The 23,083-nt window shown below is 70.7% G+C and carries 21 protein-coding genes; 14 read left to right on the top strand and 7 right to left on the bottom strand.

Annotation, left to right across the window (positions count from 1 at the left end):
- Window positions 1-3: 3 nt before the first annotated feature.
- Window positions 4-1,917 carry a propionyl-CoA synthetase gene (locus H283_RS0106625; RefSeq protein ID WP_020142731.1) on the top strand — a complete coding sequence of 638 codons (1,914 nt, stop codon included), beginning with the start codon at window positions 4-6 and terminating at the stop codon, window positions 1,915-1,917.
- 80 nt (window positions 1,918-1,997) lie between these two features.
- Here the strand turns inward: H283_RS0106625 and H283_RS0106620 are convergent, their stop codons facing one another.
- Window positions 1,998-3,110 carry an LOG family protein gene (locus H283_RS0106620; RefSeq protein WP_020142730.1) on the bottom strand — a complete coding sequence of 371 codons (1,113 nt, stop codon included), beginning with the start codon at window positions 3,108-3,110 and terminating at the stop codon, window positions 1,998-2,000.
- 61 nt (window positions 3,111-3,171) lie between these two features.
- Between H283_RS0106620 and H283_RS0106610 the strand changes: the two genes are divergently transcribed.
- Complete coding sequence (locus H283_RS0106610; protein ID WP_231372235.1) at window positions 3,172-4,131, top strand: AEC family transporter; 960 nt, start codon at window positions 3,172-3,174, stop codon at window positions 4,129-4,131.
- Between the two features lie 270 nt (window positions 4,132-4,401).
- Here the strand turns inward: H283_RS0106610 and H283_RS0106605 are convergent, their stop codons facing one another.
- The 4 genes from H283_RS0106605 to H283_RS0106590 form a co-directional block, all read right to left on the bottom strand.
- A complete protein-coding gene (locus H283_RS0106605) occupies window positions 4,402-4,773 on the bottom strand; it encodes a VOC family protein (RefSeq protein WP_020142728.1) in 372 nt (123 codons plus the stop codon).
- Window positions 4,774-4,959: 186 nt separating this feature from the next.
- A complete protein-coding gene (locus tag H283_RS0106600; protein ID WP_020142727.1) occupies window positions 4,960-5,649 on the bottom strand; it encodes a hypothetical protein in 690 nt (229 codons plus the stop codon).
- Window positions 5,650-5,829: 180 nt separating this feature from the next.
- Complete coding sequence (locus H283_RS0106595; protein WP_020142726.1) at window positions 5,830-7,269, bottom strand: aspartate aminotransferase family protein; 1,440 nt, start codon at window positions 7,267-7,269, stop codon at window positions 5,830-5,832.
- On the bottom strand, window positions 7,266-7,769 hold the full coding sequence (locus tag H283_RS0106590) for an Lrp/AsnC family transcriptional regulator (RefSeq protein ID WP_020142725.1): 504 nt from the start codon (window positions 7,767-7,769) through the stop codon (window positions 7,266-7,268). Before H283_RS0106590 ends, H283_RS0106595 begins: the two co-directional genes overlap by 4 nt.
- Before the next feature lie 113 nt (window positions 7,770-7,882).
- Here H283_RS0106590 and H283_RS0106585 point away from each other — a divergent pair, with 113 nt between their 5' ends.
- The 8 genes from H283_RS0106585 to H283_RS0106550 all read left to right on the top strand — a co-directional run bounded on the left by H283_RS0106585 (window position 7,883) and on the right by H283_RS0106550 (window position 17,442).
- The gene (locus tag H283_RS0106585) at window positions 7,883-9,331 is read left to right on the top strand and encodes a gamma-aminobutyraldehyde dehydrogenase (RefSeq protein ID WP_020142724.1); all 1,449 of its coding nucleotides are present in this window, start codon (window positions 7,883-7,885) and stop codon (window positions 9,329-9,331) included.
- A 131-nt stretch (window positions 9,332-9,462) separates the two neighbouring features.
- Window positions 9,463-10,707 carry a spermidine/putrescine ABC transporter substrate-binding protein gene (locus H283_RS0106580; RefSeq protein WP_020142723.1) on the top strand — a complete coding sequence of 415 codons (1,245 nt, stop codon included), beginning with the start codon at window positions 9,463-9,465 and terminating at the stop codon, window positions 10,705-10,707.
- A complete protein-coding gene (locus tag H283_RS0106575; protein WP_020142722.1) occupies window positions 10,707-11,828 on the top strand; it encodes an ABC transporter ATP-binding protein in 1,122 nt (373 codons plus the stop codon). Before H283_RS0106580 ends, H283_RS0106575 begins: the two co-directional genes overlap by 1 nt.
- Entirely contained in the window at window positions 11,821-12,759 is a 939-nt protein-coding gene (locus tag H283_RS0106570; RefSeq protein WP_020142721.1) for an ABC transporter permease, read from the top strand. The genes H283_RS0106575 and H283_RS0106570 overlap by 8 nt, the downstream gene beginning before the upstream one ends.
- Window positions 12,759-13,553 carry an ABC transporter permease gene (locus H283_RS0106565; protein ID WP_020142720.1) on the top strand — a complete coding sequence of 265 codons (795 nt, stop codon included), beginning with the start codon at window positions 12,759-12,761 and terminating at the stop codon, window positions 13,551-13,553. Before H283_RS0106570 ends, H283_RS0106565 begins: the two co-directional genes overlap by 1 nt.
- 6 nt (window positions 13,554-13,559) lie before the next feature.
- Window positions 13,560-14,807 carry a saccharopine dehydrogenase family protein gene (locus H283_RS0106560; protein WP_020142719.1) on the top strand — a complete coding sequence of 416 codons (1,248 nt, stop codon included), beginning with the start codon at window positions 13,560-13,562 and terminating at the stop codon, window positions 14,805-14,807.
- A 63-nt stretch (window positions 14,808-14,870) separates the two neighbouring features.
- On the top strand, window positions 14,871-16,340 hold the full coding sequence (locus H283_RS0106555; RefSeq protein WP_020142718.1) for an NAD-dependent succinate-semialdehyde dehydrogenase: 1,470 nt from the start codon (window positions 14,871-14,873) through the stop codon (window positions 16,338-16,340).
- An 85-nt stretch (window positions 16,341-16,425) separates the two neighbouring features.
- Window positions 16,426-17,442 (top strand): DnaB-like helicase C-terminal domain-containing protein, encoded by a 1,017-nt coding sequence (locus tag H283_RS0106550; RefSeq protein WP_020142717.1) that lies wholly within the window; start codon window positions 16,426-16,428, stop codon window positions 17,440-17,442.
- 103 nt (window positions 17,443-17,545) lie between these two features.
- On the opposite strand, the gene H283_RS24255 is transcribed toward H283_RS0106550, so the two are convergent.
- Window positions 17,546-17,893, bottom strand: coding sequence for a barstar family protein (locus tag H283_RS24255; RefSeq protein WP_020142716.1), 348 nt, complete (start codon window positions 17,891-17,893; stop codon window positions 17,546-17,548).
- Complete coding sequence (locus H283_RS0106540) at window positions 17,890-18,366, bottom strand: ribonuclease domain-containing protein (protein ID WP_020142715.1); 477 nt, start codon at window positions 18,364-18,366, stop codon at window positions 17,890-17,892. Before H283_RS0106540 ends, H283_RS24255 begins: the two co-directional genes overlap by 4 nt.
- Window positions 18,367-18,440: 74 nt before the next feature.
- On the opposite strand from H283_RS0106540, the gene H283_RS0106530 reads away from it, so the two are divergent.
- From H283_RS0106530 to H283_RS0106515, 4 genes are all read left to right on the top strand, one after another.
- Window positions 18,441-19,760 carry a hypothetical protein gene (locus H283_RS0106530; protein ID WP_156023029.1) on the top strand — a complete coding sequence of 440 codons (1,320 nt, stop codon included), beginning with the start codon at window positions 18,441-18,443 and terminating at the stop codon, window positions 19,758-19,760.
- 65 nt (window positions 19,761-19,825) lie between these two features.
- Window positions 19,826-20,347, top strand: a complete 522-nt coding sequence (locus H283_RS0106525) for a pyridoxamine 5'-phosphate oxidase family protein (RefSeq protein ID WP_020142713.1) — start codon at window positions 19,826-19,828, stop codon at window positions 20,345-20,347.
- A 34-nt stretch (window positions 20,348-20,381) separates the two neighbouring features.
- Window positions 20,382-21,584 carry a 1-deoxy-D-xylulose-5-phosphate reductoisomerase gene (gene dxr / locus H283_RS0106520; protein WP_020142712.1) on the top strand — a complete coding sequence of 401 codons (1,203 nt, stop codon included), beginning with the start codon at window positions 20,382-20,384 and terminating at the stop codon, window positions 21,582-21,584.
- Between the two features lie 87 nt (window positions 21,585-21,671).
- Window positions 21,672-23,018, top strand: coding sequence for an RIP metalloprotease (locus tag H283_RS0106515; protein ID WP_020142711.1), 1,347 nt, complete (start codon window positions 21,672-21,674; stop codon window positions 23,016-23,018).
- The last annotated feature ends 65 nt before the right edge of the window (window positions 23,019-23,083 follow it).

Genomic DNA, 23,083 nt, shown 5'->3' with positions numbered 1-23,083 from the left:
CCCATGAGCGACGGCGCTTCGACGGCATACGAACGCATCCACGGCGAGAGCCTGCGCGACCCCGAGGGGTTCTGGCGCGCGGCCGCCGAGGGCATCGACTGGGTGACGCCGCCGACGCGCATCCTCGACAACTCGCGCCCGCCGTTCTACCGGTGGTATCCCGACGCCGAGCTCAACGTCTGCTTCAACGCCGTCGACCGCCACGTGGCCGCCGGTCGCGGTGAGCAGCCCGCGATCCACTACGACTCGCCGGTGACGGGCACGAAGAGCACGCTGACGTATGCCGTCCTGCTCGAGCGGGTGCGCGCGGTGGCCGGTGGGCTCCGTGGGCTCGGCGTCGGCAAGGGCGACCGGGTCGTCATCTACATGCCGATGGTCCCCGAGGCCGCCATCGCAATGCTCGCGTGCGCCCGCATCGGTGCCATCCACTCCGTCGTCTTCGGCGGCTTCGCCCCGCAGGAGCTCGCCGCGCGCATCGACGACGCCGCACCGAAGGTCGTGCTGTCGGCGTCGTGCGGCGTCGAGCCGACCCGTGTCGTGCCCTACAAGCCCTTCCTCGACGAGGCCATCCGGCGCTCAGCGCACCAGCCCGAGCACTGCGTCGTGCTCCAGCGCGAGCAGCTCGTCGCCGAGCTCGGAGAGCGGGACATCGACTGGACCGACTTCGAGTCCGGCGACGCGGCCCGCGAGGGGAGCGAGTGCGTCACGGTCGCGGCCACCGACCCGCTCTACATCCTCTACACGTCCGGGACGACCGGGAAGCCGAAGGGCATCTACCGCGACAGCGGTGGCTACGCCGTGGCGCTCCGGTGGTCGATGGCCAACATCTACGACGTCGCCCCGGGCGAGACGATGTTCACGGCGAGCGACGTGGGCTGGGTCGTCGGGCACTCCTACATCGTCTACGCGCCCCTGCTGACGGGCGCGACGACGGTGCTCTACGAGGGCAAGCCGGTCGGCACCCCGGACGCCGGTGCGTTCTGGCGGGTCATCGCCGAGTACGGCGCCGTCTGCATGTTCACCGCGCCGACCGCCTTCCGGGCCATCAAGAAGGACGACTCGACGGCGTCCAAGGTCGCCGAGCACGACCTCTCCCGCTTCCGCGCGCTCTTCCTCGCGGGCGAACGGCTCGACCCCGACACGTACGAGTGGGCGTCCGCCGCGCTCGGCAAACCGGTCATCGACAACTGGTGGCAGACCGAGACGGGGTGGCCGATCGCCAGCAACCCCGTGGGGATCGGGCTGCTGCCGACGAAGGCCGGCTCGCCGACCGTCGCCGTGCCGGGCTACGACGTGCGGGTGCTCGACGCCATGGGCGAGCAGGTCGAGCCGGGCACGGAGGGGGCGATCTGCATCAAGCTGCCGATGCCGCCCGGCACGCTGCCGACGCTGTGGGGCGACGACGACCGCTACGTCAGCTCCTACCTGTCGGCCTATCCCGGCTACTACCTCACCGGCGACGGGGGCTACCTCGACGAGGACGGCTACCTCTACGTCATGGGTCGCACCGACGACGTCCTCAACGTCGCCGGCCACCGCCTCTCGACGGGTTCGCTCGAGGCCGCCCTCGCGGGCCACGAGGCGGTCGCCGAGTGCGCGGTCATCGGGGTCCACGACGACCTCAAGGGGCAGGTGCCGCGCGCGCTCGTCGTCCTGAAGTCAGGAGTCGACGCCGAGGCCGACGGCGACCGGATCAAGCGCGAGCTCGTCGCCCGCGTGCGGGCCGAGGTCGGGGCCGTGGCAGCCCTGCACCAGGTCGACATCGTGGCCGGCCTGCCCAAGACGCGGTCGGGCAAGATCCTGCGCAAGACGATGCGTGAGCTCGCCGACGGCAAGGCGCCGGCCGTGCCCGCGACGATCGAGGACGCATCGGTCCTCGAGACCCTGACCCCGGTGCTTCGGGGCCCGTCCTCCTAGCGCCCCGCCGCACCGAACGCCGCGCTCGGTGTCGAACTCACGGTTCTGCCGGTGCTTTCGACGCCGAACGCGGTGTTCGGTCAGGGGATCGGGGGGAGCAGGGGGAGGACCTCGTCGATCGAGTCGACGAGGTGGACGGCCTCCTCCATCGGGCGACCGGCGGCGATGGCGCGCAGTGCCGGCCAGACCGGCACGCGCTCGGTCCAGTGCTCGCGTCCGACGAGGACGAGCGGTGGCAGCGGCGCCCCCTCGGGCGCGTAGTAGAGCGGCGTCACGGCCTGGAAGATCTCCTGCACCGTGCCGGCCGCACCGTCGAGCACGACGATGCCGCCGTTCGACCGGGCGAGCAGGCCCTCCTCGCGGATCGCGTTGGAGAAGTACTTCGCGATGACGTCGCAGAAGACGTTGGGCGGCTCGTGGCCGTAGAACCACGTCGGGATGCCGAGCGACCGGGCTGACGGGCCCAGCGTCTCGGACGGCGCCTGGGGCTCGTCCCCGACGACGACGTGCCGTGCGGCGAGGGCCGTCGTGGCCCAGGCCGTCACGTCGGGTCGGAAGCCGGGCACGTGCGCGATGCGACCGACGGTCTCCTCGACGGCGGCTGCGCTCCGGCACAGCGCGCCGAGGTTGGCCGCCTCCATCGCCCCCGGCCCGCCGCCGGTCGCGACGAGGTGTCCCTCCTCGGCGAGCGCGTGCCCCAATCCTGCCGCACCGGCGTACGCCGCCGAGTCCCGTTGCAGCGCATGGCCGCCCATGATCCCGACGACCGATCGGCCCTGGACGAACTCGTCGAGCTCGTCCGTCACCGAGTCGTCGTGGATCGCGCGGACGAGGGTGGCGTACGCGTCGGTGCGCAGCCGCGCGTCGACGAACCACGCGTAGGCCCTCGCGTCGGGCGTCGCCGCGTAGCCGTGCTCGAGACCGGCGTAGAGGTCGGCCGCGAAGTAGAGGCCGCGCCACGGGTCGACCGGGGCGTCGGCGACGCCCGGGAAGAGGATGGCGCCCCGGGTCAGCAGCACCTCGGCCACCGGGACCGGCACCGTGCCCCCGAGCACGACCAGGCCGGTCAGGTCGCCGTGGGCCGCGAGGCGGTCGCCGTAGCCGGTGAGGTCGAGGTCCTGGAGCCGCAGGCCGCGCAGCGGTCCGTCGGAGGCGAGGTGGTCGTCCAGCTCGTCGAGCGTCTCGATCTCCATGCGCCCCATCCTGCCCCGGCCGGGTGGCCGAGGAACGGACCCGGGCGACGTCGCGTGGTCCGTGGCTGACAGGATCGGCGGCATGGTCGGCGTGCTCGAGGGATTCGCGACGATCGCGATCATCGTCGCGGTCGGCTGGCTCCTGGCCGACCGCCGCGTGCTCGACGACTCCGCCCAGGTCAACCTCTCGCGCCTCGCCTTCCACGTCGCCTCGCCGGCGCTGCTCCTCACCGTCATGCAGCGCACCTCGCTCGACGCCGTCCTGTCGGCCAACCTCGTCACGTCGCTCATCAGCTTTGCGATCGTGGTCGGCCTCTACCTGCTCATCGCCCGGTTCCGTTGGGCGGGAGGCACGCTCGGGTCTCGGCTCATCGGCAGCCTCTCGGCGGCATACGTCAATGCGGGCAACCTCGGCATCCCGATCGCGCTCTACGTCCTCGGCGACGTCGCGTGGGTCGCGCCGACGCTGCTCATGCAGCTGCTCATCATCACGCCGGTCTACATGGCGCTTTTCGACAGCGACGCCCGTGGCGAGCCGCCGACGCTCGGCCGCAGCCTGCGCCGGATGTTCAGCAACCCGATCACCCTCGGGGCGGTGGCCGGCCTGCTCATCGCCGTCTTCGACATCCACCTCCCACGCGTCATCGCGGCGCCCATCGACCTGCTCGGCGCCATGGCCGTGCCGTCGATGCTCGTCGCGTTCGGCATCTCGCTGCGGCGCGGACCGCGCCCGGCGACGGACCGGACCGCCGAGCACGTGTGGACGATCGTCGTCCTCAAGACCCTGCTCATGCCGGCCATCGCGCTCGGCGTCGGCCTGGCGCTCGGGCTGCGGGGCGAGGCGCTCTTCGCCGTGGTCGTGACCGCGGCCCTGCCGACGGCGCAGAACATCTTCACGTATGCCGTCCGCTACCGGCGCGAGGTGAACCTCGCCCGCGACGTCATCTTCGTCAGCACCTTCGCGTCGGTCCCTGTGATCCTCGGGATCGCCGCCCTCTTCCACTGGCTCGTCGGCGTCTGACGCCCGGCGGCCCACTCGAGTGATCGCCCCGTCCCAGTCGAGTGAGCGCCCCGTCACACGCTGGCGGGTCTCGTGCTCCTTGATTGGGAGCACGCGCTCACTCGAGTGGGAGCACGCGCTCACTCGAGTGGGAGTACGCGCTCACTCGAGTGGGAGTACGCGCTCACTCGAGTGGGAGTACGCGCTCACTCGAGTGGGAGTACGCGCTCACTCGAGTGTGCTTGGGCGCTCACTCGAGTGTGGTTACGCGCTCACTCGAGTGGGTGGGGGTCAGGCCCAGTTGGCGGCTTGCGTGAGACAGAAGGGGTGACCGCTCGGGTCGAGCAGCACCCGCCACGTCTCGCCGGGCTGCTCGTCGGGCAGCGTCGCGCCGGCCGTCACGCACTCCGCGGCCGCCGCGTCGAGGTCGTCGACCGCGAGGTCGAGATGGAACTGCTTGGTGCCGCGATCGTTCGGCCACGCCGGCGGCTCGTGGTCCTCGACGAGGCCGAGGCCCAGGGCCAGGCCACCGGGGCCGGCGAGCATCGCGTACTCGTCCTGCGCGTGCGCGACCTCCCAGCCGAGCACGGCCGACCAGAACGCGGCGTCGCGGCGCGCGTCCGAGCTGTCGAGGGTGAGCATCTTGAGGGCGGCGATGGCCATCGTGGTCCCTTTCGTCGGTGACGGTGAGCGGCCAGCATCGCTCGTGCCGACCGCCCCCGTCTTGGACGAAACCGACACCGGCGGAGGGCCGGTGCGCAGCTGCTCGGGGCGACCGGTTCCGTGGCCACGAACGCGTCGTGGACCACGGGAACCGAATGCCGCGTGGCGATCCCGGCTACGGAGTGGTCAGAAACCCCCGAAGTCCCCACCGCCGCCGAAGTCGCCACCCCCGAAGTCGCCCCCGCCACCGAAGTCGCCGAAGTCCGAGCCCCCTGCGTCGCCACCGGCATCGCCCGTGTCGCCACCGTCGCCCGCATCGCCACCGGCATCGCCCGTGTCACCGGCGTCGGCGTTCGCGTCGCCGGCCTCCTGGGCCTCGGGTGAGGAGTCGTAGCCCCCGAGCATCATGTCGGCGAGCGCCGATCCGACGACGACGCCGGCGATCGTGCCGAGCATCGAGCCCGCGATCATGCCACCCATGCCCATGCCGCCGCCCATGCCGCCTCGACCCCCGCCGAAGGCGCCCTGGAGGTAGCCGGGACGGCTCATCTCGGCGCGGGTCGCACTGCGGGCGAGGTCAGCCGGCTGGTCGCTGCGCGGGCGCTCACCCTCGGGGAGGTCCTCGTTGAGGCGCTGGAGGACCATCTGGCGCTGCTCGGGGGAGAGCTTCGCGAAGGCCTCGGTGTGCACCTTCTCGATGTCCTCCGGCGGCGCGGTGCGCAGGAGGTACTTGTAGCGGGCGATGGCCCGCTCGTCCTCGGACGACGCGCCTCCGCGCGGCGGCGGGACGGCATACGGCGCCCCCGTGGGCGGCTGCTGGGCCCGCTGCTGCTGCTGGAGGGGCTCACGGCCCAGGAGCTTGTCGAGGAATCCCATGTCTTCTCCTTCGTCGGCGGTGCGTCGGCGTCGCACTCGTCGGATACCTACCCCAACGAACGGCACTGGCCAGCGTTCCGGCCCGTGGGAGCCCACCGACGCACGAAGCCACCCGCGAACGGGTGGCTTCGTGGCCGGCGACACCCCCACGGCATACGCACGGAGTGGTGAAGGCTGGGGTCAGAGGTGGTTCTCGGCCTCCGTCAGCACCGAGCGCAGCCGCGACTCGATGTCGTCGAACTGCTCCGGGCCCATGATGAGCGGCGGCGCGAGCTGGATGACGGGGTCGCCACGGTCGTCGGCACGGCAGTAGAGGCCGGCGTCGAAGAGCGCCTTGGAGAGGAAGCCGCGCAGCAGCCGCTCGGACTCGGCGTCGTTGAACGTCTCGCGGGTGGCCTTGTCCTTGACGAGCTCGATGCCGTAGAAGTAGCCGGCGCCGCGGACGTCACCGACGAGGGGCAGGTCGAGCAGCTTGTCGAGCGTCGCCTTGAAGATCGGGGCGTTCTGCTTGACCCGGTCGTTGAGGCCCTCGCGCTCGAAGATGTCGAGGTTGGCCATCGCCACCGCGGCCGAGACGGGGTGGCCACCGAAGGTGTAGCCGTGCGGGAAGTACGTCGTGCCGTGCTTGAACGGCTCGAAGAGGCGGTCGCTCGCGATCATCGCGCCGATGGGGGAGTAGCCGCTCGTCATGCCCTTGGCGCAGGTGATGATGTCGGGCACGTAGCCGAAGTCGTCGCACGCGAACATCGAGCCGATGCGGCCGAAAGAGCAGATGACCTCGTCGGACACGAGCAGCACGTCGTACTCGTCGCAGATCTCGCGGACCCGCTCGAAGTAGCCGGCGGGCGGCGGGAAGCAGCCACCGGAGTTCTGGACCGGCTCGAGGAAGACGGCGGCCACGGTGTCGGGACCCTCGAACTCGATGGCCTCGGCGATGCGGTCGGCGGCCCAGCGGCCGAAGGCCTTCTCGTCGTCGCGCAGGTGCTCGGGGGCGCGGTAGAGGTTGGTGTTCGGGACCTTGTGCGCACCGGGCACGAGCGGCTCGAACATCTCCTTGGCCGCCGGGATGCCGGTGATCGACAGGGCGCCCTGGGGTGTGCCGTGGTAGGCGACGGCGCGCGAGATGACCTTGTGCTTCGTCGGCTTGCCGGTCAGCTTGAAGTACTGCTTCGCGAGCTTCCACGCGGTCTCGACGGCCTCGCCACCACCCGTCGTGAAGAAGACCCGGTTGAGGTCGCCGGGTGCGTGGCTCGCGAGGCGCTCGGCGAGCTCGATGGCCTTGGGGTGCGCGTAGCTCCACAGCGGGAAGAACGCGAGCTCCTTGGCCTGCTTGGCGGCCGCCTCGGCGAGCTCCTCACGGCCGTGGCCGGCCTGGACGACGAAGAGGCCGGCGAGTCCGTCGATGTACTCGTTGCCGCGGTCGTCCCAGATCTTCCAGCCCTGGCCCTTGGTGATGATCGGCACGGTGTGGCCGAGACCGCCCTCGGTGCGGTCCTCGAACACCGAGTGGCGCGTGAAGTGCATCCACAGGTGGTCGCGGGCGGCCTCGGAGTGGAGGGTGCCCATGGGCGTGCGGTGGTCCGAGGTGGGTTCCCAGACCTCGTTCGGGTTGATGCTCATCGTGTACCCCAGTTGTAGAGCTGTTTGTTGAGTTTCAGGTAGACGAACGTCTCGGTGGCCGTGACGCCCGGGAGCGGGCGGATGCGGGTCGTGAGCAGCTCGAGCAGGTGGGTGTCGTTCTCGCAGACGACCTCGGCGAGGACGTCGAAGCTCCCCGCCGTCGTCACGACGTAGGAGACCTCTTCCATGTCGGTGAGCGCGTCGGCGACCGACGTCATGTCTCCCGACACCCGCAGGCCGACCATCGCCTGGCGCTGGAAGCCGACCTGCAGCGGGTCCGTCACGGCCACGATCTGCATGACGTCGGCGTCGAGGAGTCGCTGCACGCGTTGGCGCACCGCGGCCTCGGAGAGCCCGACCTCCTGGGCGATGGATGCGTAGGACTTGCGGCCGTCGTGCTGGAGGAGCTCGATGATGGTCTTGCTCACGTCGTCGAGATTGACCGAGGGTTTCTTGGCCCCGTTTCCCCCGGTGTTGGCCACACCTCGGATCGTCGTCATGGGGCGATACTGACCTGTGGAACACGCTGTTGGCAAGTCCCTGCACAACTGATTCCGAAGATTTATCTCGACAAGTCTTCACGATTGCGAAGGTATGTGTTTAGCATTCCGGCATGACTTCGCAGCCGCGCCAGCTCCGCAACTTCATCGGTGGCCAGTACGTCGACCCCGAGGGCGACGCGACGACCGACGTCGTCGACCCGTCCACCGCACAGGTGGTGGCCACGGCCCCCGTCAGCTCCCAGGCTGACGTCGACCGGGCGTATGCCGCCGCGGCCACCGCGTTCGAGACGTGGGGCGACACGACCCCCGCCGAGCGGCAGGCCGCCCTTCTGAAGTTCGCCGACGCCATCGAGGCCCGCGCCGACGACTTCATCCGCCTCGAGGGCGAGAACACCGGCAAGCCGCACGCGCTGACGCAGAGCGAGGAGATCCCTCCGATGCTCGACCAGCTGCGCTTCTTCGCCGGCGCCGCCCGGGTCCTCGAGGGCAAGTCGGCGGGGGAGTACATGAAGGGCCACACGTCCTTCGTCCGGCGCGAGCCGATCGGCGTCGTCGGCCAGGTGACGCCGTGGAACTACCCGATGATGATGGCGATGTGGAAGATCGCCCCGGCGCTCGCCGCGGGCAACACCATCGTCCTCAAGCCCTCCGACACGACCCCCGAGACGACCCTGCTCCTCGCCGAGCTCGCCTCGGAGTTCCTGCCCGAGGGCACCTTCAACGTCATCACCGGTGACCGCGAGACCGGCCGCATGCTCGTCGAGCACCGCACGCCCGCCCTCGTCGCCATCACCGGCTCGGTGCGCGCGGGCATGCAGGTCGCCGAGAGCGCGTCGCACGACCTCAAGCGCGTCCACCTCGAGCTCGGCGGCAAGGCGCCGGTCATCGTCTTCGACGACGCCGACATCCAGGCGGCCGTCGAGGGCATCGCCATCGGTGGCTACTTCAACGCCGGGCAGGACTGCACCGCCGCGACGCGTGTCCTCGCCGGCCCGCGCATCCACGACGACTTCGTCGCCGCACTCGCCGAGTACGCCAAGGGCTCGGCCAAGGTCGGCATGCCCGACGACCCCGACGCCCTCTTCGGCCCGGTCAACAACCCGAACCAGGTCGCGCACGTCGGCGGCATGATCGACCGCCTGCCCGACCACGCGCGCATCGAGGCCGGCGGTCGCCGTGCCGAGGGCCTCGGCGAGGGCTACTTCTTCGAGCCCACCGTGCTCGCCGGCCTGCGCCAGGACGACGAGCAGATCCAGAACGAGATCTTCGGACCCGTCATCACGGTGCAGCAGTTCAGCGACGAGGCCGAGGCGCTCGCGTGGGCCAACGGCGTGCAGTACGGCCTCGCGTCGTCGGTGTGGACGCGTGACTTCGGCAAGGCCATGCGCATGAGCAAGCGGCTCGACTTCGGGTGCGTCTGGATCAACACCCACATCCCGGTCGTCGCCGAGATGCCGCACGGGGGTTTCAAGCACAGCGGCTACGGCAAGGACCTGTCCATGTACGGGCTGGAGGACTACACCCGCATCAAGCACGTCATGGCCAACATCGACTCATGAGCACCCGCGCCGTCCGCACCAGACGGCGCGAACTCGTCTGTCGCACATGGCATCCAACAGCAGCACTGTCGCGGGTCAGCGTTGATCCCCTCCACCACCCGACCCCCACGAAACCCCTGGAGATGAACCCCATGAACGAGAGCTCCTTCGACAAGGACAACCCGATCCTGCGTGCCGCCCTCATGCGCGGTCTCGTCAGCCGGCGATCGGCCATGATGGGGGCGGCCGGCGTCAGCGCGGCGGCCTTCCTCGCAGCCTGCGGCTCGGCGGGGAAGAACCCGTCATCGGGTGCTGCCGGGACGGGCGCGGCGAAGAAGACCGCGGCGGCCGCGACCGACCTGTCCGACAGCGAGAAGATCATCAACTGGTCGAACTGGACCGAGTACATCGACGTCAACGACAAGACCAAGTCACGGCCGACCCTCGAGGCGTTCACGAAGCAGACCGGCATCAAGGTCAACTACTCCGAGGACTACCTCGACAACGACGAGTTCTACGCCAAGGTCCGTCCGCTCCTCGACGGCGGCAAGGACACCGGCCGCGACGTGTGGTGCAGCACCGACTGGATGGTCGCGCGTCTCATCCGCCAGGGCTACGTCCAGAAGCTCGACCTCGCCAACATCCCGAACGCCAAGAACCTCGATCCCTCCCTCCAGGAGGTCGAGTTCGACCCCGGTCGGCAGTACTCGCTGCCCTGGCAGAGCGGCTTCGCCGGGATCGGCTACAACCTCAAGGCGACCGGCGGCAAGAAGATCGAGACGATCACGCAGCTGCTCACCGACCCGGAGCTCAAGGGCAAGGTGACCCTGCTGACCGAGATGCGCGACACCGTCGGCCTCGTGATGATGGAGCAGGGCAAGGACATCTCGAAGTTCACCGATGCCGACTTCCAGGCCGCGATCGACGTGATCCAGCAGGCCAAGGACGCGGGTCAGATCAAGGGGTTCACCGGCAACGAGTACACCGACGGCCTCGCCAAGGGCGACATCGCGGCCTGCGTGGCCTGGACCGGCGACGTCGTCCAGCTCCAGTTCGCCGACCCCAACATCCAGTACACGCTGCCCCAGAAGGGCTTCACGCTCTGGTCCGACAACTTCGTCATCCCGGCGCTGGCCAAGCACAAGAAGAACGCCGAGAAGCTCATCGACTACTACTACGACCCGGCCGTCATGGCCCAGGTCGAGGCCTACGTCAACTACATCGCGCCGGTCGCGGGGACGAAGGAGGAGCTGGTGAAGATCGACAAGTCGCTCGCCTCCAACCCGCTCATCGTCCCGCCCGCCGACGTGCTGGCCCGGGCCCAGGTGTTCCGTGGCCTCAGCCCGGCCGAGGAGACGAAGTACTCCAAGATGTACGCGTCGATCACCGCCGGCTGATGGTGGACACGGGCAAGGGCGACCTCTCGCTGGTCGCGCTGACGAAGTCGTACGGGTCGTTCACGGCGGTGCAGCCGCTCGACCTCACCATCGAGGCCGGCTCGTTCTTCGCGCTGCTCGGGCCGTCGGGCTGCGGCAAGACGACGACGCTGCGGATGATCGCCGGTCTCGACGCCCCGACGAGCGGCCGGATCCGGATCGGCGAGAAGGACATCACCGACACCAAGGCCTACCAGCGCAACGTCAACACCGTCTTCCAGTCCTACGCGCTCTTCCCGCACATGACGGTCCTGGACAACGTCATGTTCGGCCTGAAGCGTCGGGGCGACAAGGACGCCAAGCGCAAGGCGCAGGAGACGCTCGAGCTGGTGCAGCTGGCCCAGGTCGGCGACAAGCGCCCGACGCAGCTCTCCGGTGGCATGCAGCAGCGCGTCGCGCTCGCCCGTGCCCTCGTCAACCGTCCGGACGTGCTCCTGCTCGACGAGCCGCTCGGAGCCCTCGATCTCAAGCTGCGACGCCAGATGCAGATCGAGCTCAAGCGGATCCAGCAGGAGGTCGGGCTGACGTTCATCCACGTCACGCACGACCAGGAGGAGGCCATGACGATGGCCGACCGGATCGCCGTGATGAACGCCGGGAGGCTCGAGCAGCTCGGCGACCCCGCGACGCTCTACGAGATGCCGCGGTCGACCTTCGTCGCGAACTTCCTCGGCCAGTCCAACCTGCTGAGGGCCCAGGTGCTCGGTGGGCCGTCCGACGACGGCGTGGTCCGCGTGCGCAGCCACGACACCGACCTCGAGGTGTCCCGTGAGCACCTGCCCGACGGCGTGACCGACGTGTGGCTCGGCGTGCGCCCGGAGAAGCTGCGTCTCGGCGAGGCCGGTGGTCCCAACCGGCTGCGCGGCATCGTGCGGGACGTCTCCTTCACCGGCGTGGCCACGCAGTACATCGTCGAGATGCCGTGGCGCCAGGAGCTGACGGTCGTCCAGCAGAACGACGGCACGGCGCGGGCCACGCTCGGGGAGACCGTCACCGTCTCGTGGGCCGCGACGCACGGGTTCGCCCTCGACGCGTCGCAGGACGCCGAGGCCGGTGCGGAGCTGGTGGACGAGCATGGCTGAGTCCGGGGTCCTTCCGGCCCCGCCCACGAGCGCGCCACCGGCGGCCAGACCCCTGGCCGAGCCGCGGAAGCGGCGCAACTGGGTGCCCTACGCCCTGCTCCTGCCCGGGATGCTGTGGCTCGTCGTGTTCTTCGTCCTGCCGATGATCACGCTCGGGTCGCAGTCCCTGCAGGAGGGGAACGTCGACGACGGCTACGTGTTCACGGGCAACGTCGGCATCTACGTCGACGCCTTCCAGCAGTACTGGCCGCAGATGGTCCGGTCGCTGCTCTACGCGGGGACCGCGACGGTCCTCGCGCTGCTGCTCGGCTACCCGTTGGCGTACTTCATCGCGCAGAAGGCCGGACGCTGGAAGAACGTCGTCCTCGTGCTCGTCGTCGCCCCGTTCTTCACGAGCTTCCTCATCCGCACGCTGGCCTGGCGCACCATCCTGTCCGACGACTGGTTCATCACCCAGTGGGCGCGCAAGCTGCACATCACCGACCTGCTGCAGGCCGTGGGCCTGACGAGCAACGACTCGCTGCTGTTCTCGCAGTTCGCGGTGATCATGGGACTGACGTACAACTTCCTGCCGTTCATGATCCTGCCGCTCTACACCTCGCTCGAGCGCCTCGACCCACGGCTGCTCGAGGCGGCCGGCGACCTCTACGCGTCGCCGTGGCAGACGTTCCGCAAGGTCACCTGGCCGCTGTCCCTTCCCGGCGTCGTCGCCGGCACGCTGCTGACCTTCATCCCGGCGGCCGGTGACTTCATCAACGCTCGCCTGCTCGGCAACACGCAGACGACGATGCTCGGGTCGGTCATCGACGCCCAGTTCCTCCGGGTGCTCGACTACCCGCTGGCCGCGGCCCTGTCGTTCATCATGCTCCTGACCATCGTGACGATGGTGACCATCTACGTCCGCAAGGCCGGAACGGAGGAACTGCTCTGATGGCCTGGATCAAGAGGCACCTCATCGCCTTCGCCGCGCTCGCGGTCCTCGTCTACATGCTCGTGCCCAACATCGTCGTGGCGGTCTTCTCCTTCAACGAGCCGAAGGGCAAGTTCAACTACAGCTTCAACGAGTTCTCGACCGCGGCGTGGACCAACCCGTGTGGCACGCAGGGCATCTGCGAGTCGCTCGGGCTGAGCCTGCAGATCGGGCTCATCGCGTCGATCACGGCGGCGATCCTCGGCTCCATGATCGCGTTCGCGCTCGGGCGCTACCGGTTCCGGGGCCGCTCGGCGACCAACCTGCTCATCTTCATGCCGATGGCCACGCCCGAGGTCGTCATGGGCTCGAGCCTGCTGACGCTCTTCCTCGCCCTGGGAGTGCCCTCCGGCGAGGGCGCGATCCTCATCGCGCACATCATGTTCTGCGTGTCGTTCGTCGTCGTGGCCGTCAAGGCCCGCGTCGCCACGCTCGACCCGAAGCTCGAGGAGGCGGCGGCCGACCTCGGTGCCAACCCGACCCAGACGTTCCTCCGCGTCACCCTGCCGCTCGCGGCCCCGGGCATCGCCGCAGGCACGCTGCTGGCGTTCTCGCTCAGCTTCGACGACTACATCATCACCAACTTCAACGCGAGCCCGAGCTCGATCACGTTCCCGATGTTCGTCTGGGGCGCGACGGCTCGCGGCGTCCCCGTGCAGGTGTACGTCATCGGCACCGTCATGTTCCTCCTCGCCCTGCTGTTCGTCGTGACCGGCCAGGTCATCGGCAAGCGGCGCAACCGTCAGGTGGCCTGAACGCCCATGCGTGTCCTCATGATCGGCTCCGGCGGGGTCGGTGACGCCGCCGCGCGCATCGCCGCCGAGCGTGGCTTCTTCGAGCGCTGGGTCGTCGCCGACTACGACGTGACGCGTGCCGAGCGCACCGTGGCGGCCGTGGCCGGGCAGCACCCGGGCGAGTCGCGCTTCGTCGCCGCCCAGGTCGACGCCTCGTCGGCCGAGGCCGTGACGGCGCTGGCCCGGGAGCACGCGGCGACGCACGTCTTCAACGCCGTCGACCCGAAGTTCAACATGCCGATCTTCCACGGCGCCAAGGCCGCCGGGGCCGACTACCTCGACATGGCGATGAGCCTGTCGCAGCGTCACCCCGAGCAGCCCTACGAGAAGGTCGGCGTCATGCTCGGCGACGAGCAGTTCGCCGTGGCGGGGGAGTGGGAGGCCGACGGCCGCCTCGCGCTCGTCGGGATCGGCGTCGAGCCAGGGCTCTCCGACGTCTTCGCGCGGTGTGCGGCCGACCACCTCTTCGACGAGATCGACGAGCTCGGCACGCGCGACGGTGCCAACCTCGTCGTGCACGACGACGACGGCCACGAGATCTTCGCACCGAGCTTCTCGATGTGGACGACGATCGAGGAGTGCCTCAACCCTCCCGTCGTGTGGGAGAAGGACCGCGGCTGGTTCACCACCGCGCCCTTCAGCGAACCCGAGGTCTTCGACTTCCCGGAGGGCATCGGGCCGGTCGAGTGCGTCAACGTCGAGCACGAGGAGGTGCTCCTCATGCCGCGCTGGGTCGACGCCAAGCGGGTCACCTTCAAGTACGGCCTCGGCGACGAGTTCATCGGCATCCTCAAGGTGCTCCACACGCTCGGCCTCGACCGGACCGAACCGATCACCGTCAAGGGCGTGCAGGTCTCGCCCCGTGACGTCGTCGCGGCGGCGCTGCCGGACCCCGCCACGATCGGACCCCGGATGACGGGCAAGACGTGTGCCGGCCTCTTTGTGACCGGCACCGGCAAGGACGGTCAGCCCAGGCGCACGTACCTCTACCACGTCGTCGACAACGCCGAGACGATGGCGGCCTACGGCGCGCAGTGCGTCGTCTGGCAGACGGCGGTCAACCCCGTCGTCGCCCTCGAGCTGCTGGCTCGGGGCACCTGGAAGGGGGCGGGCGTGCTCGGTCCCGAGGCGTTCGACGCCGTCCCGTTCCTCGACCTGCTCGCGGCACCCAAGCCCGAGGGCTACGGATCCCCGTGGGGTCTCGACGACCGCTGACGGCTGGACCCGGGGCGGGCGCCCGACACATGACGAATCACCAACGAGGACTAGGGTTCAGGCATGGCAGCGGTGACGCAGAAGTCAGTGATCGACGCGGTGCCCAAGGGCCTGCTCATCGGCGGGCAGTGGCGCGACGGCAGCGACGGCCAGACCATCGCGGTCGACGACCCGTCGAGCGGCCGGGTGCTGACCCACGTCGCGGCGGCCTCGGTCGCCGACGGCCGGGCCGCCCTCGACGCCGCCGTGGCGGCGCAGGCCGACTGGGCCCGCACGGCGCCGCGCGACCGCGGCGAGCTGCTGCGGGCGGCATACGAGAAAATCACCGAGCGCGCGGAGGAGTTCGCGATGCTCATGACCCTCGAGATGGGCAAGACGCTCGCCGAGAGCCGTGGTGAGGTCGCCTACGGCGCCGAGTTCTTCCGCTGGTTCTCCGAGGAGGCCGTGCGCATCTCGGGTCGCTGGTCGACGGCCCCCAACGGCGCGACCCGGCTCATGACGATGAAGCAGCCCGTCGGCCCGACCCTGATGATCACGCCGTGGAACTTCCCGCTGGCGATGGGCACCCGCAAGATCGGCCCGGCCATCGCGGCCGGCTGCACCATGGTCGTCAAGCCGGCCAGCCAGACACCGCTGACGATGCTCGCCCTGGCCGAGCTGCTCCGCGAGTGCGGGCTGCCCGACGGCGTCCTCAACGTCGTCATGACGACGCACGCGACGACGGGCGACGTCATGGAGCCGCTCATCCGCGACCCGCGCCTGCGCAAGCTGACCTTCACGGGCTCGACGCCCGTGGGGCGTTCGCTCATGGAGCAGGCGTCGCAAGGCATCCTGCGGGTCTCGATGGAGCTCGGCGGCAACGCCCCGTTCCTCGTCTTCGAGGACGCCGACCTCGACCGAGCCGTCGACGGCGCGATGCTCGCCAAGATGCGCAACATGGGCGAGGCGTGCACCGCGGCCAACCGCTTCTACGTCCACGAGTCGCTCGCCGACGAGTTCAGCGCCAGGCTGGCCCGCCGGATGGGCGCGCTGACGCTCGGCAAGGGCACGAAGAAGGGCGTCGACGTCGGCCCCCTCGTCGACGAGAAGGCCCGCGACAAGGTGTCGGCGCTCGTCGACGACGCCGTCGCCAAGGGCGCGAAGGTCCTCGTGGGCGGCTCGGCACCGAAGGGCGCCGGCTGGTTCTACAGCCCGACCGTCCTCGCCGACGTGCCGACCGACGCCGACATGGCCCGCGAGGAGATCTTCGGACCGGTCGCGCCGGTCACGACCTTCCGCACCGACGCCGAGGCCATCCGCCTCGCCAACGACACCGAGTACGGCCTCGTCGCCTACCTCTTCACCCAGGACCTCTCGCGAGCCATCACGATGAGCGAGGCGCTCGAGTACGGCATGGTCGGCGTCAACCAGGGCATCGTCTCCAACCCGGCGGCCCCCTTCGGCGGCGTCAAGGCGTCCGGCGTCGGGCGTGAGGGCGGCTTCGAGGGCATCGACGAGTACCTCGAGACGAAGTACGTCGGCATCGCCCTCTGACAGACCGCTCGGCCAGCGGCCCTCGCGCCCCGGGACATTCACCGAACCGGCCCGGCGCGCGGTCGCCCTGTGGTGCAATCTGCGCATGGTGACACCAGCCGGCCCCCGCGACGCGGGATCCCTGCGCCCGCTCGGCGCCCTGCTCAGCGAGACCGACGACGTCCTGCGACGCGGGTCGCCGGCCGGTGCGCGCGTCTGGGCCACCGGCTTCCCGGCGCTCGACGCCGTCCTGACCGGTGGCCTGCGCTCCGGTGAGCTCGTCCTGCTCGGGGGCCCGGCCGGCCACGGCAAGACGACGATCGGCCTCCAGCTGGCCCGCAACGTCGTCGCCGCCGGAGCCAGCGCTCTCGTCCTGTCCTACGAGCACGAGAGCCACACGCTGCTCGAACGGCTCATCTCGATGGAGGCCGCCGAGGGCGACCCGGGCGAGGTGGCCGGGGTCATCGACGTGCGGCGCGCGCTCGAGACGGCCGACCACGGCGGCTCGCTCGACACCGTCCTCGGCAGCCTGCCCGGCGGCCACCGGGCCCTCGCGGCGCTCGGCAGCTACGGTGACCGTCTCCAGATCCACGAGTCGTCCGGCGCGACGACGACGCTGGCCGCCGTCGGCGAGACGGTCGACCGCGTCACGGAGGCCACCGGCCAGGCGCCCTTCGTGCTGCTCGACTACATCCAGAAGGTGCCTGCCGACCGCGCCGACGAGGACGAGCGCATCACCGCGGTGGCCGAGGGGCTCAAGGACCTCGCCTTGTCCGCGAGGGTGCCGGTCGTCGCCATCTCGGCGGCCGACAAGGCGGCGCTCGCCTCCGGCCACCGGATGCGCACCCACGACCTGCGTGGGTCGTCGGCGCTGGCCTTCGAGGCCGACGTCGTCCTCATCGTCAACGACAAGGTCGACGTCGTCTCGCGCGAGCACCTCGTCTACAACCTCGGCAACATCCAGCGCTTCCGTGGCTGGTCGGTCGTCAGCGTCGAGAAGAACCGCCACGGCAAGGCCCACGTCGAGCTCGAGTTCGCCAAGGACTTCGAGCACGGCCGCTTCCACACGGAGGGCCAGGAGGTCACCGAGCGGCTCATCGACGACCGGGTCTTCGTCTCCTGAGCCGTCCCACACGATGGCGTATGCCGTCCCGTGGCGTCCGCGCGCCCGCGCCGTCGCGCGCGGGGTGGCGTGCCGGCATACGGGAGCCCGGCCGGCCCGTCGGCTAGCGGGTGATGACGGTGACGTGGAGGTCGTCGCGCTCGTCGGCGACCTGCTCGAGGATCTCGACGACGGTGTCGTAGGCCCCGCGGTCACGCTCGCGGAGGGTGGCCGCGTGGTCCCAGACGAGCTCGATCGGCACGCCGCGGACGCCGTCGAGGTCGCGCAGCGCGTCGAGGAGGGCGTCCCAGTTGTGCCCGAACCAGTCGGGCAGCTCGAGCCCCGACGCGAAGGCGTCGAGCACGCCGGCCCTGTCGTCCCCGCCCGAGACGACGCGCACGTCGTGCCCGAGCCAGACGAGCTGCGCGATGTGGTCGTCGGCCTCGCAGTGCCGACCCAGGAACGTCGTCACGTGCCCTCCCTGATCCGGCTGAACGACGCGTAGTGGTCGTCGGTCCAGTATCGCTCGCCACTGCTCCCGGTGATGATGCGCCGGGCCCCGCGGTCGGCGGATCCCGGTGTCATGACCGTGAATTCGCGGTAGTAGCCGCTCGCCCGCGGCGGCAGGATCCGCTCGCGGTTGGAGAAGGTCCTGTTGTCGCTGCGGGGGTAGGGGAAGGGGCCGCCGGCGCGGATCAGGGCGAGGATCTCGCGGGCCTGCTGGGGCAGGGCGGACTCGTCGACCCAGGGCAGCCCCGACACGGGGTCGGTGTCGCCGGCCGTCTCGCTGCCGCTCACCGAGGGCCCGCTCGCCGTCGTGTCCCTCGCCGAGGGTCCGGCGGGTGTGGCGGGCCCCTGTGCGGCGCGCACGACGACCCACGCCAGCACGACGAGGGCCACGGCGAGCACGCCGAGGAGGACCTGGCGCGAGCCGAGCGTCTTCACGTCGCCATCATGCCCGAGGAGGCAAAGGCACCAATCCTCTGACGGCGCCGCGCCGCTGCGGGAGACTGCCGCTCGTGAGCCTTCTGCGCGGCCTCTTCGGTGAGCGGGGCGGTCGCCGTGACGAGCCGCCACCGGCGGTGGTCGCGCGCGACGTCGGCCACCGGGTCTTCATCGAGCGCCCGCCCGAGCAGGTCTGGCCGCATCTCGTCGCACCCGGGCCGGGGGCCGAGCTCGGCGTCGACTGCGTGCGGGTCGTCGCCCTCCGCGCCCCGGGCCCGGCCGGGCTGCCCGAGTTCGCCGGGGTGTGGAGGCGGTCCAACGGCCGGCTCTGGGTCGGGCTCAGCACGGTCGTCGCCGTCGAGCACGGGGTCCAGGTCGTGTCCCGGTCGGCCGACGGCGCGACGGCGCTCACCCTGACGACGACGGTCGAGCCGCTCGACAGCGGCTGCGTCGTCGCCCAGCGGCTCGACGGGCTCGCGCCCACCGACCCCGTGGCGGAGTTCGCCCGGGCCTGGATGGCGCGGGCGCTGCTCGGGCTCAAGGCGGACGTCGACGGGACGCCGCGTGGCCGGACGGCGGACCCGACGTCCGACGGGCCGGTGGAGGAGGCGATGGCGAGCGGCTTCGTCGGACACGGCGTCGCCACGGCCGGCGGTCCGGGGGTCATGCCCGTGCACGAGACGGCCTCGATCGAGATCGCCGTCGCCCCGGACCGACTTCGCGAGCTGCTCGAGCAGCCGTCGTCCGAGCAGCTGCTCAAGCCCTCGCTCGAGCAGCTCGTTCGCCTCGAGCTCGCCGACGAGCCCGGACGCGAGCACGTGCTCGCGGTCCACCGCCACGACGACGGGCGTCGGGCCGGCTCGGTCTCGCTCGTCGTCGGTTCGTCGGAGCCCGGCCGGACCGTCGAGCGGGACCTCACCTCCTCCCACGAGGCCGATGTCGTCACGACGGTCGAGCCGTGCCAGCTCGGCGCCCGTCTCACCGAGACCTTCACGGGCTGGCTCCCCGCCGGGCCCGGTCGCGTCGTCGACGGCTCCGGGATCGCCGCGCTCATGGCCACCCGTCTCGCCGTCGTCAAGAACCTCGCCGAGGCCGGCGTCGTCCCGCAGCGTGACCCGAGCACCGGCTTCCTGCCGCCGGGACAGGCGCCGGACCTACCGCCTCCGTCGGGCGCGCCGACGGGGCACGCGCCGCCGCCCGTGAACCCCGGGGCGTCGGCACCGGGCGCCGTGGCGGGCGCCTCGCCCGCCGTGGCCGCCCGCACGTCGGTGCCGTCGAGCGTCCTGCTCCCGCCGCCCCACGTCGCGGCGCCCGCCGCCGGCTACGACGTCGGGCCGTGGCGGATGTGGACCGACGACGGCTTCTACGCCGCGAGCGAGGCCACGTGGTGGTGAGGTCGAGCTCCCGGACAGCAAGGACGGTCAGGTCCGTCGTCGGTGCTCGGCGCTAGCGTCGGAGGATGCTCGAGACACCTGAGGAGACAGCCGCGCTCCAGGGCCTGCTCGACGCCTCGCACGCCGGGGCGACGGGTCACCTGCGCAGCATCATCAACGACGACCGCACCCTCACCGCCGAGCAGCTCGTCGCGCTGCTGACCGGCATGAAGGTGCTCTCCGTGGCCACCGTCACGGCGGCGGGGGAGCCGCGCATCAGCGCCCTCGACGGCCATTTCCTCCACGGCACGTGGACCTTCAGCACCGCCGGCTCGTCGGCCAAGGCGAAACACCTCGAGACGCGCCCGGCGGTCAGCGTCGCCCATGTGGACGGGGAGGACCTCGCCCTCTTCAGCCACGGCTACGCCGACCTCATGGCCCCCGGACCGGAGCGCGACGAGGTCGAGGCCCACTGGACCTCGCACTACGGCAGCAGCCCGTGGTCGTGGGGCGACGACATCCGGATGTACCGCCTGCGCATGACGTGGGCCGTCGCCTACGCCTTCAAGCGCGACGAGCTGCTCCGGGCCAGGGGGGTGACCGACTGACGCGCCACACCGGGGCCTGCGCGAGAATGCCGGGGTGACTGACACGCCCTCGCGTCCCCGCCGCATCGTCCTGCTCGGCTCGACCGGCTCGATCGGCACGCAGGCCATCGACCTCGTCCGGCGCAACCGCGACCGCTTCGAGGTCGTCGGTCTCTCCGCGGGCTCCAACCTCGACCTGCTCGCCGAGCAGGCCGTTGGGCTCCGGGTGCCCGTCGTGGCCGTGGCGAGCGGGACGCAGGACGAGCTCGCCACAGCACTCGCGCGCGCGTGCGACGCGGCCGGCGTGACGGCATACGACCCCGAGCTGCTCGTCGGCCCTGAGGCGAGCACAGCCCTCGCCGCGCGCGAGGCCGACGTCGTCGTCAACGGCATCACCGGGGCCATCGGCCTCGAGCCCACCCTCGCCGCGTTGCGCGCCGGCACGACGCTCGCGCTCGCCAACAAGGAGTCGCTCATCATCGGCGGCCCCCTCGTCAAGGCGCTCGCGGCCCCGGGGCAGATCGTGCCCGTCGACAGCGAGCACTCGGCGATCGCCCAGTGCCTGCGCGGCGGCGGCGCCGACGAGGTGCGTCGGCTCGTCGTCACCGCCAGCGGTGGCCCGTTCCGCGGCCGCTCGCGCGCCGAGCTCGCGGACGTCACGCCGGAGCAGGCCCTCGCGCACCCGAACTTCTCGATGGGTCGCGTCATCACGACGAACTCCGCCACGCTCGTCAACAAGGGGCTCGAGGTCATCGAGGCCCACCTGCTCTTCGACATCCCCTTCGAGCGCATCGACGTCGTCGTCCACCCGCAGCAGATGATCCACTCGATGGTCGAGTTCGTCGACGGCTCGACGATCGCGCAGGCCGGTCCGCCGCGGATGCTCGTGCCGATCGCCCTCGGGATGTCCTGGCCCGAGCGCATCGCCGACGCCGACGTCCCCGTCGACTGGACGCAGGCACAGTCGTGGGAGTTCGAGCCGCTCGACGACGAGGCCTTCCCGGCCGTCGCCCTCGCCCGCCGCGTGGGGGAGGCCGGGGGCACGTGGCCGGCCGTCTACAACGCCGCCAACGAGATCGCCGTCGACGCCTTCCACGAGGGCCGCATCGGCTTCGTCGACATCGTCGACACCGTCGCGCACGTCGTGGACGAGTATGCCGCCGAGCCGGCCTCCGGGGTCACCGACCTCACGCTCGACGACGTCCTCGGCGCCGACACCTGGGCACGCGCCGCCGCCCGCCGCTCCATCACCGGGTAGGCCAAGGGTCCCGCGGTGTCCCGGTCACCGGTGACCGGTGAACCCGTCGACGCATGAATCACAGGGAGTCGATGTGACAATGGATGGGTGCTGTTCTTCCTAGGGGTCCTGGTCGTCGTCGTCGGCGTGGCGCTCAGCATCGCGCTGCACGAGATCGGCCACCTCGTGCCGGCCAAGAAGTTCGGGGTCAAGGTGACCCAGTACATGGTCGGTTTCGGCCCGACGGTCTGGTCACGCAAGCGCGGCGAGACCGAGTACGGCATCAAGGCCATCCCGCTCGGCGGCTACGTCCGGATGATCGGCATGCTCCCGCCCCGCCCCGGCGACAAGCCCGGTGAGCTGCGCACCCTCTCGACCGGCCGGTTCAGCCAGATGGTCGACCAGGCCCGGGCCGACTCGATGGAGGAGGTCAAGCCCGGCGACGAGGATCGCGTCTTCTACAAGCTGAGCCCCGGCAAGAAGATCGTCATCATGCTCGGCGGGCCGGTCATGAACCTCATCATCGCGTTCGTCCTCATCACCGGCGTCATCACGCTCTACGGCCTGCCGCAGGTGGCCCCCAAGGTCGGGCTGCTCTCGGCGTGCGTGCCGACCACGGCCCCGACGCTGCAGGTGCCGCAGCCGGCGTGCAAGCCGGGCGACCCCGTCGCGCCGGCCAAGGCCGCGGGCCTGCAGGAGCGCGACCGCATCCTCTCCGTCGACGGCAAGCAGGTCAGCACGTGGGACCAGGTCACCGCTGCCATCCGCGACAGCAAGGGCGCCACGATGGCGTGGGTCGTCGAGCGCGGCGGTCAGCAGGTCACGATCGCGATCACGCCCGCCGTCCTCGAGCGCGCCACCTACGACGACCAGGGCAACCCCGTCGCCAAGGACGGCAAGCCCGTCCTCGCCTCGATGGGCTTCGCGGGCATCACGCCCGGCCAGGAGCTCGTCCGCACCCCGATCGCCCAGGCGCCGGGCTTCGTCTGGGACCGCCTCGTCGACACCGCCTCGATCATCGTCAAGATCCCCGAGAAGATGACGGGTGTCGTCCAGGCCGCCTTCGGCACCCAGGAGCGCGATCCCAACGGACCCATCTCGGTCGTCGGCGTTGGGCGCATCGGCGGCGAGGTCGCGGCGCTCGACATCCCGGCCGACGAGGGCGGCAACTGGGTCAAGCTGGCCCAGCTGATCCTGCTCATCGCCTCGCTCAACCTCGCGCTCTTCGTCTTCAACCTCGTGCCGCTGCTGCCGCTTGACGGAGGTCACGTCGCCGGGGCCGTCTGGGAGGCGATCAAGCGGGGTTGGGCGCGACTGCGCCACCGTCCCGACCCCGGCTTCGTCGACGTCGCCAAGGGGCTGCCCATCGCCTACGGCATGAGCCTCGTGCTCATCACCATGTCGGTGCTGCTCATCTACGCCGACATCGTCAAGCCGATCAAGCTCTTCGGCTGAGCCGGCCGCGGATGCCGGGCCCGTGCGAGTGCGCCGGACGCCATACGGGACGGTCTGCTCGGGCC

The organism is Terracoccus sp. 273MFTsu3.1 (assembly GCF_000383675.1).
Taxonomy (GTDB): Bacteria; Actinomycetota; Actinomycetes; order Actinomycetales; family Dermatophilaceae; genus Terrabacter.
This window is presented reverse-complemented; position numbering and strand designations above follow the sequence as displayed.